The organism is Acinetobacter sp. DMC2, from assembly GCF_056314305.1.
Genome location: NZ_JBQUYP010000006.1, coordinates 310,645 through 323,796, shown reverse-complemented (window position 1 = coordinate 323,796; position 13,152 = coordinate 310,645). Strand labels below are relative to the sequence as shown.

Annotated in this window: 5 protein-coding genes and 2 pseudogenes; all 7 read left to right on the top strand. The window is 36.1% G+C overall.

The window, feature by feature from the left end:
• The first annotated feature begins 17 nt into the window (after positions 1 to 17).
• The 7 genes and pseudogenes from ACT53H_RS14890 (at position 18) to ACT53H_RS14860 (ending at position 13,139) form a co-directional block, all read left to right on the top strand.
• Positions 18 to 1,229 (top strand): MFS transporter, encoded by a 1,212-nt coding sequence (locus tag ACT53H_RS14890; RefSeq protein ID WP_476009536.1) that lies wholly within the window; start codon positions 18 to 20, stop codon positions 1,227 to 1,229.
• 245 nt (positions 1,230 to 1,474) lie between these two features.
• Positions 1,475 to 2,143: a TetR/AcrR family transcriptional regulator gene (locus ACT53H_RS14885; protein ID WP_282462959.1), complete on the top strand. Its 669-nt coding sequence runs from the start codon at positions 1,475 to 1,477 to the stop codon at positions 2,141 to 2,143.
• Between the two features lie 178 nt (positions 2,144 to 2,321).
• Positions 2,322 to 2,594, top strand: a pseudogene (locus ACT53H_RS14880) (hypothetical protein).
• Positions 2,595 to 2,729: 135 nt separating this feature from the next.
• Positions 2,730 to 2,996: pseudogene (locus ACT53H_RS14875) on the top strand (DUF932 domain-containing protein); the annotation flags it as partial.
• A 1,014-nt stretch (positions 2,997 to 4,010) separates the two neighbouring features.
• Entirely contained in the window at positions 4,011 to 5,753 is a 1,743-nt protein-coding gene (locus ACT53H_RS14870; protein ID WP_476009535.1) for a ShlB/FhaC/HecB family hemolysin secretion/activation protein, read from the top strand.
• A 46-nt stretch (positions 5,754 to 5,799) separates the two neighbouring features.
• Complete coding sequence (locus ACT53H_RS14865; protein ID WP_476009534.1) at positions 5,800 to 12,354, top strand: two-partner secretion domain-containing protein; 6,555 nt, start codon at positions 5,800 to 5,802, stop codon at positions 12,352 to 12,354.
• A 17-nt stretch (positions 12,355 to 12,371) separates the two neighbouring features.
• Positions 12,372 to 13,139, top strand: coding sequence for a hypothetical protein (locus ACT53H_RS14860; protein WP_279980031.1), 768 nt, complete (start codon positions 12,372 to 12,374; stop codon positions 13,137 to 13,139).
• The last annotated feature ends 13 nt before the right edge of the window (positions 13,140 to 13,152 follow it).

The following is a 13,152-nucleotide window of genomic DNA, read 5'->3' as shown; positions in this document are numbered from 1 at the left end:
GGGTGAAATCTTAACTTATGAAGACTATAGATAAAACAATAGTAGATTTTACAGCGCCCCAAGTCCCTCCACCAAATTCGCTAATTTTTTTATTAGCTTGTGCATGTGGCTTAATTGTCGCTAATTTGTATTATGCTCAGCCTCTAATAGGTTTAATTGCACCAGATATTCATCTAACTACTACAGTAAGTGGTTTAATCGTTACATTAACCCAAATTGGCTATTGTTTGGGGTTGTTGTTACTAGTTCCACTCAGTGATTTACTTGAGAATCGTAAGTTATTTTTATTTATCATGAGTGGGGGAGTTCTAACTTTAGTTATTGCAGCATTTTCAAAGAGTGTGCATGTATTTTTATTTTCATGTTTTTTGATTGGTTTTGGATCAATTTCAGCACAAATTCTGGTTTTAATTGTCGCTCATATGACACCAATAGAATTTCGAGGACGAGTGGTTGGTAAAGTTATGAGTGGCTTATTTATTGGTATAATGCTATCACGGCCAATTTCTAGTTTTATTGCAGCAAGCTTTGGTTGGCGGTTTGTGTATATATTATCTTCGGTAATTATGGTAATTCTGATCGGAATGATGTGGCGATTGTTACCATCACGTATACCAAAAGTTCAGCATAATTATTATGAGTTAATAGGGTCACTTTGGTATCTCTTACGTGATACTTCTGAACTACGTCGCCGTGCAGCTTACCAGGCAACACTTTTTGCAAGTTTTAGTTTGTTTTGGACAGCCGTTCCTTTGATTTTAGCATCTCCGCGCTTTAATTTGAATCAGAATGATATTGGCCTGTTCTCCCTGGTAGGCGTAGCAGGTGCTGTTGCTGGCCCAATAGCTGGTTGGCTGGCTGATCAAGGAAAGTCACATCTGATGACTGGATTATCTATTACAATGGTGTTTTTTTCATTTTTACTGGCATGGTTTGGGGGAATAAATTCTTTAGGAGTCTTGTTGGTTTCAGCGGTTCTTTTGGACTTTGGAGTTCAAGCGAATCTTGTAGTTGGACAACGTGTCATATTTTCTCTTGGAGAACATATAAGAGGCCGATTAAATGCTTTATTTATCGCTTTGTTTTTTTTAGGCGGTGCAGTGGGTTCAGCATCAGCTAGTATTAGCTATGTCTATGGAGGATGGCCATTAGTATGTATGGTTGGTATTATTTTTCCTTTATTATCACTGTTGCTTTATAAAACAGAGAGGGTAAATAATGATCAATAAAATGGATGGCTTGATTAAATCTCAATTAAAATTGTATTGCTATAAGAGTGTTTAATAAACCATAAGCAGCAACAATATGGGTCTTTAAAATAGAACTCTAAATATCGGTTTATTATTTTGGGCCGATCAACCATATCCTGACAAAATTTTATTATAATGCATTTTGGTTTTTTAAAATGCTGTTAAATATTCAGTATTAAAATCATTTAATATGAATATAAATGTAATATTTGATAGAGGTAATGATGTCACTATCCCAAGTATCCCCAGGTCGTCCTTCACTTCCACTTGATCGTATACTGGCAGTTGCCCTAGAAATTGCTACTACTGAGGGTGCTGATGCATTAACCCTACGTTATCTTGCAAAAAAATTAAACTCAGGAACAGCAACATTATATCGGAATTTCCAAAGCCGTGAGGATTTAGTAGCACAAGTGGTTGACCAATTATTCTTGAAAATGGAAGCTACGATGCCTGATATGGGAGGGCTAAAATGGGAAGAAGCATGTCGTATATTGGCAACACATATGTTCAAGGTTTTAGCGACTCATAGAGGAGCCGCAAGACTTTTACTTGAGTCGATTCCAAATGGTCCTAGTGCTATGAAACAAAGGGAGCGAAGTTTTGCCTTGTTCCTTGGCAATGGGTTTTCCCCATCGCTAGCAGCTAAGGCTTATACAACACTTGCCCGATTTGTTCTTGGATTTGCTATACAACTTTCAGATCAGAATGATTTAAGTAATGGTGATCCTCAACAGTCTAATGCATTTGATAATATTGATTGGACTCAATTTCCATCCACTCTAACAGTTATCAACGAGATACCCGTTCCTCTAGAAGTTGAGTTTTCTTTTGGTTTGAATTTAATGATTAATGGTCTAGTTAATCTTTATAAAGATGAATTAAATCAATAGTTATAGAATTTAAATTAGAATGAGTTTAGAAAATATATAGATATTCTAGTTACCGTTATTAATTATTAAATTGATTTTATGAAATGTCATTGAGAGGAAAATTTAGTTTATTTTGGGCTTGAAATTAAAAATAAGAGAATTATTTGCAGCAAAAATACAGACTGTAGATGCTGAAGTAATGGAAGCTGCTGGAGCAGAAGCTATAGAGGCTAGTGGCGGAGCAGAGTTTAGTGGGGAAGAAACAGTATGCCGTGTTGATAAGACTTGTGATATTGCAGCTGCTGCTTCTGAGGAAGAAATGTACGGTGGCATTCAACAGTAATATATTGTAAAAGGCTGTAAGGTTACAATTTACAATGATGGGCCTGTGAAAATGGTGAATGTAAAGACGGATCAACCATGTGATGCTCCACTCCCAAAAGGCTATATATACTCTAAGAAGAATCTGTAGATACTATAGTCTGTTTAACTACTTATTAATTCTTTACGTTTCAAGATATGCACCAGATAAATAAGCAGCTTCATTCTCATCTGTTAGTTTGTATGCTTATGCATGTTCACAGTTTTCATGAGGTTAATCAGTTCTATCAGGTCCCAGATAGTAGACAATAAAACTGAACCAAATGGTCGGGCCATGTCGAAGGCTATGGAAATGTTTAATGGACAGGGACGGGGAGCAGAGTTAAGTTCAGTGAAAGACACAGCTTATGATTTACTTTGTAGTATTACCGAGTTTGTTGATCATGAACGCCGTGCAATGAGTCGAGATCATCGATTGAACTCAGCATGGTTTGGAATGGGAGCGAAGATTAAGCAACGTGGATTGGAACAAGCTTTAAGAATAGTGCTTTAAATTTATTTTTAAGTAGTTGAATTAGCCTAAGTCTATTTATTAGGCTGATTATTAAAGTTAATTCAAGTCTATGTATAGCCACATTTCAGCCAATGTGGCTTTTTCATGAATTTTAAAAAATACAATTAAATATAAAAGTAGGCTTAGTCTAGTAAAATTGCTAGTGCATCATATTTACCTTTATAGTGTTTCTTAATTATAAGCCTGAGTTGTAATCTGGATTAAATAACCTTATTAAGATAATTCACCTTGATAATGACATCCACACTATATTTAATTCAGTTAATATATAGTGCCCTATGTTCTTCTATGGTGCATAATTGCACTAAAATCTTTCTTTTGATGAAAGAGTCTCAAATCATACGACTTAAAAAATTGCCTGACATGAGAGTAATTTTAACTTAACTCATAATGATCTAAAACTGGGTTTAATTGGTGAAAATGAACTCACTATTAAAAAATAGCTTCACTGAATTCGGAAGAAGTTTTGGTTTAAACATCACTCCTGGGTACACCATTTTTTTACAAAAAACTTTAAAAACACAAGCAATATTAAGCAAGTATATTACTTCTAAAATAAGTTTTTCATAAAAAAATTAATACGATATAGACTGATTTAACTTTTAATGGTTGGTCTTCTCTTAAACTTCTTAGTAAAAAATTTACTATCAATTTAATATAAAAAATAGCCCTAACTCAGAATTTGTTAATCATAAGTTTACTTACTGGCGCTATTGAATAAGAAAAAGCTTGAAATACTAAATCGGAATAAGGTTTAGGAAATAAATTATTTACAAATAAGTAGCAAATAATAATTGGTTTTCAACTGGAGTTAAAATCATTTTTGATTATTTAATCTGAGTTTTTTGTGAATTTAAGTTGTTGAAAATCAATAAATTAATTTATAAAAATAATTTATTAAATCTCAATATATTTTTAAAAAGAGTATTGCTATCAATATCTTTTTTGTATATTTTTTAATTAAATTTGTAACATAGACCTGTCTGTATAAAAATGAATTTTCTGTCAATCCAAAGCATAGGTTTCCTTGTTCTTGCTATATGCTGGCACCAAACAGTCTTAGCAGTGGATGATATTTCCTTACCAGACCGCATCCGTCAGGATCAACGTTTAAAAGAATTAAATCAGCAATTAGAAGATCAATTCACCCAACTATCACCTAAAGATAATGCAAAAAATGTACCAAATTTTAAAACTATAGTTGTTTCTGAAGAGCCGTGTGTTCAGGTCAAGAATATTGATTTTGATAGAAAGACGTTACAGTACCCTGAACACTATAAATTTCACTTTATGCTTCGGGCAATCTGGAATCATCCGCAGAAGATTATTGGCAAGTGTATTGGTACACAAAGCTTACATAACCTCGTTAATTTCGCCCAAAATGAGTTGATTAAAAAGGGTTTTATTACCAGTCAGGTTACTGTTGATCCTCAAGATATTCAGCAAGGCTCTTTACGGCTTGGTGTACAGATTGGGCGTTTACGTAAAATTATCGTACAAGGTGAGCAACTCTCCTTATTACAACTTAAAGTAGCTTTACCCTTTAAAGAAGGTGATGTCCTGAATCTCCAACAACTTGATCAGGGTCTCGAAAACTTAAAGCGGGCTTATACGGTAGATATACAAATTGTGCCGGCAGATGAAACTGTTCAGGAAGCTCAAGGCTATAGTGATCTGATTATCAAGTTACAGGCACAATCGAAAATCAATTTAAATTTTGGTCTGGATAATTCAGGTAGTGAAGAGACTGGCCGGTATATTGGTAGTCTGGGACTCAATATTAATAATCCATTCCATTTGAGTGATTCTCTTTCTTTTAATTTTAGCCATTCATTAGATAACTTACATCGAGACTTAAATAGAAACTACTTTGTAAGTTATCAGCTTCCGTTAGGAAATTATGATTTCAGTACTAGCTATAGCCGTTATCAATACGAGCAAAATGTATTGGGTGCAAATGGTGTACTACGTTATCACGGCTTAAGTCAGCAGGGTAATTTGAATGTATCCCGTGTACTTAGCCGAAGTGGGCAACATAAAACCAGCCTCTATGGCAAGCTCTACCATAAGCAAAATTCAAACTTTATTGATGATATTGAAATCGAAGTACAACGTAGAAAAACTTCAGGCTGGAATGCCGGGATACAACATCGCCAATATCTGGGTGATGCTGTATTAGATGCGGGTTTGGATTATCGGCATGGCACAGGCGCATTTGATGCGTTGTTAGCACCAGAAGAACAAATTAAGGACATTGATAAAAATCCATTACCGTCAGAAGGGTATTCCCGTGCACCGATATGGAGTGCCGATTTACGTTTTCAAATGCCATTTTTGCTTTTAGATACGCCTGCTCAATACCGTTTGAACTGGCGCGGACAATATGCTCCACGAGTTTTAGTACCTAATGATCGTTTTTATATCGGTGGTCGTTATAGCGTTCGAGGTTTTGATGGTGAACTGATGCTATCAGGCGATAACGGACAGTATTTACAACAGGAAATCAGCGTAAATACACAAATTCCTAATACTCAATTTTACATGGCTGTAGATCAGGGATGGGTGAACGGTGAGAACAGTATTGCTGGGCAGCGTCATCTGATGGGAAGTGTCGTAGGACTACGAAGTTATCTCAACCATTTTTATATTGATGCCTTTACAGGGCGAGGCTTAATCGCACCAAAGAGTATAAAAAAAGACTGGATTTTGGGATTTAGCCTAAATGCTTTTTATTAAGTTTTATTAAGAAAGAAGATTAATTTTAATTAGAGAAAACTGACTTATGAATAAAAATCTTTATCGAATTGTTTTTAACAAAGCCCGTAACATGTTTATGGCAGTTGCCGAGAATGTCAGAAGCCAGAGCAAGGCGGCAGGACAATCTAGCTCCTCAGAAATAGTGAGTTCTGGGCAATCACCGGGACAAGAAAAATCATTTCATCAACTGTGGCATGTCAAGGCATTAGTAACAAGTATGAGCTTATTGGTGCCTTTTGCTCCAGTCTATGCTGATATCGTTGCAGATAGTGCAGCGAATGCTGCAAATCGAGCTGTCATTGCTGCCGGAAAGAACTCAGCAGGCACAACAGTTCCAGTCGTTAATATTCAGACTCCCAAAAATGGTATTTCCCACAATATCTATAAACAGTTTGATGTGTTGGCTGAAGGCGCTGTTTTAAATAATAGCCGAACAGGAGCTACCACGAAAACCGTAGGTGCCGTGGGGGCAAACCCATTTTTAGCGACTGGTGAAGCTCGTGTCATCCTCAATGAAGTAAATTCATCAGCCGCCTCACGTTTTGAAGGAAATCTGGAAGTGGCTGGGCAAATGGCAGATGTGATTATTGCTAACCCGTCTGGTATTAATATTAAAGGCGGTGGCTTTATAAATGCCAATAAGGCAATTTTTACTACAGGTAAGCCTCAGTTAAATGCTGATGGTAGTATTCAGCAATTTAATGTAAATCAAGGTAAGGTCACTATTACTGCACCAACCAATAGCACTTTGGGGTTGGGTGGTAACAATAATAATGCCAACTATGTTGATATTTATGCCCGCGCTCTAGACTTGAATGCCCAACTACAAGCACAAAATGATATTCAGGTAATAACAGGAGCAAATACGGTCAGTTCTGATCTGCAGAATATCGCTGCTATTACTGGTACGGGGACTGCACCGACTTTAGCAGTGGATGTGAAAGCATTAGGCGGAATGTATGCTAATAACATCTACTTGATGGGTACGGAAAAGGGCTTAGGTGTTACTAATGCGGGGACACTTCAGGCGGTCAACAATCTGGTGATTACCAGTGCTGGAAAAATTGAGCATAGCGGTACAATCAGTTCAACCAGTAAAACCCAAGGTTTGGTCAGTGTACAAACAACGAGTGTTGGTGCAGCTGCAGATATCAACTCATCAGGCAGTATTAATAGTAATAGCATGTTAAATATTGATTCAGGTAATGACCTGAATATAAATGCTAAAGAAATTATCATTAATAATGGTAGTTTGGCTGCCTCTCCTTTAATCATTAGTAGCAAAGGGAATTTAAATTTAGCGGCAAATAGTCGAATTTTTAATGATGCCCAGAGTGGGGATGTATATGTTGATGCAGCGAACATCAATCTGGCAACTAACGCAGGCATCACTAGTAATCGTGGTTCTGCCTATATCCAGTCACAAAAAGATGTAGTTGCAGCACAAGGTGCAAAATTAATAGCAGCACAAAATTTGAATGTATCAGGGAAAGGAAAGTTATCACTGACTGGAAATCAGATACAGGCATCTTTAGGTTCAATCAATTTACAAACGGATTCTTCAAATACAGATGGTTTAATTGATATCCAGGGCGGAACTATTTATGGAGGTAAAGATTTAAACCTGTATAGTTCAGGAGATGTAAATTTAAAGAGTCTTGGGTTTGCACTTGAAAATTCTGCAACACGAGTTAAGAACATTAAGGCTTACAGTGGTCGTGATTTAATATGGAACAATGCTGATAAGGACCTTCCACTTATTACTGGTAAGGTCCAGCTTGATGCAGCGAATAGTTTAACTGTTGCGGCAAAAGAAATTTCCAGTAAAGATAGTATTCAATTACATGCTAAAAAAGTAGGACTAAATAGTGCACTGACTTCACAAAAAGATATTGACGTCAGTTCAGAGAGCGCTGATCTTGTCTTAAATCAGACATTGAAAGCTCAAAATAACCTTACTATCGCTTCTTTAGATGGAAAACTAACAGCAACAGGGCTAAATGCAGTTTCTACCGTTGGTAAGATCTCAATCTTAGGTTCAAAAGATACTACTTTCACGAATAACGGAACTGTTAAAACAATATTAAAAGGTGATCAGGGGGTTGTTGTAGGAACGAGTGGAACAGGGAATCTCACAATACAAAATACAGTTTTAGAAAGTCAAAATGGGAATATTATTGCGACTAGTGGCGCTCAAAATAATATATTTGATAGTACGTTGACGGCTAAAACTAATATTGAATTATTTGCTAAAGATAATCTAACACTAGATGGTATTAAGTCTACATCACAGCAACATACTGCATTAAATTCTAAGAAAAATATTTATATTAATAGTCAAGCTGCTTCAGGAGATACTCCAAGTTTTAGTTCTACTAAAACCAGTGAGTTAAGCTCATCAGGTGTGTTATCAGTAGTAAGTGAAAAAAATCAAAATATTCAAAATACCAAATTCACTGGTGGAGCTGTTTTAGTTGAGGCTGGGGGAGGATTAAATACACCTAAGGCTGTTGAGTTCAATGCAACAGGCAGTGATTTACTTAAAAATAATACTCAATTAAATAGCTTAAATGGTGATTTAACCATCCAGACTCAGGACTCACTGACTATAGATCCTAAAGTCCATAAGCTTAGTGCAATTGGGGACATTGAACTGGTTTCCAAAAATGGTAGTCTAACTTTGGAAGGCTATGAAGGGGCTAGTGGTAATGGTTCTGAACAAGTAGTTAAACTTAGTACAGCTGGAGGAGGAATTAGTCTAGAAGGTACTAAAATCGATATTCAGGGTGCTCAGCTGACTGCACAAAAAGATATCAAGGTGATTTCAAGCAAAGAAGATATCTTTATTGATGGAATCAAAAATACTTTGAAAGATAAAAGTACGACAAAGTACTCTGCGCTTTTAAATAATGATATCGGAGTTGTAAAAACAAAGATTGATAACTTAAAAAACTCTCAAGGATTTAAAAATGAAGAACAAAGTTATAAGAATATTTTAAGTTATAGGGATGTACTTTTACTAAAAATAAGTGATTATTATAATACTAATTATGACGGATTAAATCCATTTGTTGGTATGGATTTAAATAATCCATTTCTTTTTGAAAATTTAACATTTTCAACTTACTATGAGGAAGGGTGGGGTGTTCATGATACTATTATCATAAATGATTCTACTTATTATTTTAATCCTTATTTGATACGTAGTGATTTAGACAAGTATTTAGCAGAAATAAAGACATATAAAGAAGTAAAAAATAATAATATTCCTAGTAGGAATAAAATAACAGAGTTAGAAGGTGAACTTAACAGACTACAAGCTACTGTAAGTTTCTTAGCTGGGAATAACAATGGTTACGAACATGCCGAAAGTGCTATCACAAGCAATGGTGGGAATATATCTTTAACTGCTGCTAGAGGTGTTTCTATTAGTGGGGCAAACTTAACAGCTACAGCTGGACAAGCGAACATTGAAGCTCGAGGACCATTAGCAAGTCAATATACATCCTCTACTCTTAATTCTGGTCAAACTCTACCAAGAACTCTTGCTGCGAGTATCATTATAGATGGGCATACAGATTTTTATGATAGAGGCAATGAAGCAGATACCAATTACAGTATGCGTACTTTTATTAGCCCAACAATAATTAATGGTACAAAAGGCGTTAATATTAAAGCGATTGGTAATACCACTTCTGACAATCTCGTTTTACAGGCAACCGGTATTATTGCTAGTCAGGGTGATGTCAAAATTGAAGCAAACAAAAGTATGCTTTTTGATGCTGCTATTGAACAAAGCTATGATCGAAGTACTGCTACAACGACTAAAAAGTCATGGGGTGGACTAAAGAAAAAGACAACTACCACTACAGAGGAAACTAATATAACTAATGCGGCTTCTGTCGATATTTCTGGTAAGAATATTTACATTGAAACTAAGAAATTGGCTGCAGGTGTTGATCCGACAAAACCTGACAATAATATCGATATTTACTCTGGCCGGTTTACAGCTGACGGCGGGCAGATTTCAATCACATCTGGAGGAAATCTTAATTTTTATACTGCAGAAGAGACATCGAGTAGCAAGGTAGATATTACTAAAAAATCATCGTTTGCTGGTATTAAATATAATGATTCAAAAACGAATACAACTCGCACCCAAATTTCAGAATTACCCGCAGTATTAAAAGCTGATTATATTGGTACGAAGTCTGGCTTCGATACAAGGTTGGTGGGAACCGAGTTTGAGTATTTGAAAGGTGCGCATATAGAATCTGGTGGCAAAATTGAGTTCTTGGCAGCCACTAAACAAATTACAGATCTGATAAAAAAAGATAAAAACTCAGTTGTTTGGCAATCTATGCAGGATAAAGGTTCCATTACTGAAACTGCAAAATTACCAAGCTTTAATGGACCTGTTCCACCTACATTTAAGGCTGCTGGTGGGCTTCTTGTCCAAGTTCCTACCAGTGAAGTTGATGTTAATAAAGTTGAATTACGCGATGAAATTTTAAAGCTTGCGAATCAGCCTGGAAATGCTTACCTCAAAAGCTTTGTAAATAGAAATGATGTGAATTGGCAGCAAATATTGTTGGCACAAAAGGATTGGGATTACAAATCTCAAGGTTTAACAGGTGCAGGTGCAGCAATTATTGCAATAATTGTTGCTATAGCAACTTATGGAGCAGGGGTAGCGGCACTAGGAACAACCACAGTAGCTGCTTCAGGTGGAGCAACAACAGTAACAGTAGGAACTACAACAGTTGCTGTGGGTGCAGGAGGTAGTGCAACAGCATTTGGTGGTACGGTTTTAGCTACAACTACAGCTGCTGGCGTAACTACATATACGACTACAGGAATAATGATTAATGCCGCTTTAACTTCATTGGCTTCACAAGCCACCGTGAGTTTGGTAAATAATCAAGGTGATGTAGTGCAGACATTAAAAGACCTTGGTTCTAAAGATACTGTTAAAAATTTAGCAACCTCTGTAGTAACTGCAGGTTTACTAGATAAAATTGGCGGGTCAAACTGGATGCAACAATTTAATGGTACAGGTGTTACTGATCGTATCGTTACTAATCTAGTTAACTCAACTGGTTCAGCTTTAGTAAGTACTGCAATTAATGGTGGGGACTTAAATGATAATTTGCAAACAGCATTACTCGGAGGTTTAGCTACAGCTGTTCAAGGATATTTATCTAATAATATTTCGGGTATACAACAAGGGAGCAATTTTGATCTAGATTATATCTTACATAAGGTTGCCCATGCGGCGGCTGGATGTTTAGCTGGTTCTATACAAAAGGATTGTGCAGCAGGAGCGATTGGGGCGGCTCTTGGAGAAGTATTTGCTGATACGATTACTGGAAATAAATATGACTATACAGATGCACAACTTAAGGCGATTAAAGAGGGGAGTAAAGCATTAGCTGCAACTGTTGCTGCATATGCAGGATATGACGTAAATATTGCAATTAGCTCTGCTGATACAGCTTTAACGAATAACTGGTTAGGCACACAACAAAAAAGGCAAAGAGATTTAGAGTATATCAAAGCAAATGCTTTAGGTGATGTTGCTATATTTGCTAAATACGGTGGGATCAGTGTTTTACAGGATCGTTTAACACAAGGTGGTTTTGCATCAGGTATAGCAGCAGGTGCGGGAACTGATATTTGGAATATCGGAAAGGCTATTCTTAATCCTATTGATACATTAAATGGTTTAAAGGCAATTCTGACAGACAGTGAAGTTAGAGCTCAACTTGCTCAATCTACTCTTACAGCCTTCAATACCAAAATTCAAAGAATTGAGTCGGGCTTTAATACAGGTGGAATTCAGACTGCGATGCAAGTGGGGTATGATCTTGGAACTCTAACTTGGGAAGTTGCAGGGATTCTTACGGTTGTTAAAGGAGCAGCAACAGCAACAGCTAAGTTAGGTAGTGCGGGTTTAAAATTTTCTAGTTCAATTGCAGATGCTGCAAAGCAATCTGCTAAATATCAAGCACCAATTACTAGTATAATCAGCACTACCCAAACACAAAAAATTATAAGTGAAGTAAAAGCAACTCCTGTTGTCACATTTAATGGGGTTGTATTAGATACAAGATTGCCTGTTCCAACTGCGGGATATACTTATAAACCCAAAGTACTTGACTCTACGAACCCAAATATCGCTAATTCACATGTTAATGGTTATAAGGCTGAACTAAGGTTAGCAAATGAAGTTGTAGCTCAGCCGAATCAAGTAGTTTTAAAATATGGTGATGCAATTGGGCGTAATGGTTCCGATATCATTTCTGTAGATATAAAAACTGGAAATGTTTATTTATGGGATTCGAAATATCGGAGTAGTAACTCTAAATTGGGGGCGTCACCAACTTTTACTAATCCAACAACCCGAGTAAATGCTGTTGATGAGGCACTTCGAGCTGTTCAGAGTTCAAATTTACCAAGTAGTATTAAAGATATAGCGAGAGATAATCTAAATAAGGGTACTTATACAACTTATACAGTTGCAACAGGTAACTCTAAAAATTCAGTAGTTTTCAGTTGTGTGAATAAAATATGTAAATAATCTGGAGTATTTATAAAATGATTTATGATCCAAAACGTGAAAAAGAGGTTTTTTATGAGTACTTATTGGGGGCAATGGAGAGAGATTTACAGAAATTTAATCCAGATAATCCAATGGGTAATTATGCGATACATCTTTTAGATAATATTATTTCTGGTTATTTGGTGAATCTTAAAAAAGAGGTTGAAATCTATTTACCTACTGTTCACCAATGGCTAGATTTTGCGATAGATAGAAATGAAGCATTTGGTGAAGGAAACGATTTGATTTTTCATCATGCTCGTTTATTTAGAAGCAAAGCTCTTGCTGTTTGGATGTCCGAAAACTTGAACGCAGCAGATTATTGGCAAAAATCTTTTGAATTATGGAAAGACTTTGATGGGTTAAATAATATTTATGCAAAAAGTAAGTTTAAAACAGATTTTTTAGATGATTTTTTACAGCTTTGTGTTCAATGTGGCCAGTATCAGGTAGGGATAGATCGTTTTGAACATTACCATGGTAAAAAAGAAATCTCGATTAAGAAAAAAATGACTCCCCGTGAATATGGTTATGTATTGTGCCGTAATTATTTAGAACCAAAATATAGCCAAGAAGAGTTAGTGGAAGCAGGGGAACAGATGCTAACTAAATATATGGAAGAACCTTGGCTGAGAATGGGGTTATATAGTTACGCTGCAATATGGTTGAAAATTGTGTATTGGGATAATAAAAAGGTCTCGACACCTTATGAAACTATACTCAGGGCTTATGACAGTATGCCGAATATTGATCCATTGGAATAAAGGTTTAAAGTAA

Bases quoted from the DNA above. Each gene is read 5' to 3' on its own strand.
- ACT53H_RS14890 (WP_476009536.1), top strand. From the start codon at position 18: ATGAAGACTATAGATAAAACAATAGTAGATTTTACAGCGCCCCAAGTC.
- ACT53H_RS14885 (WP_282462959.1), top strand. From the start codon at position 1,475: ATGTCACTATCCCAAGTATCCCCAGGTCGTCCTTCACTTCCACTTGAT.
- ACT53H_RS14870 (WP_476009535.1), top strand. From the start codon at position 4,011: ATGAATTTTCTGTCAATCCAAAGCATAGGTTTCCTTGTTCTTGCTATA.
- ACT53H_RS14865 (WP_476009534.1), top strand. From the start codon at position 5,800: ATGAATAAAAATCTTTATCGAATTGTTTTTAACAAAGCCCGTAACATG.
- ACT53H_RS14860 (WP_279980031.1), top strand. From the start codon at position 12,372: ATGATTTATGATCCAAAACGTGAAAAAGAGGTTTTTTATGAGTACTTA.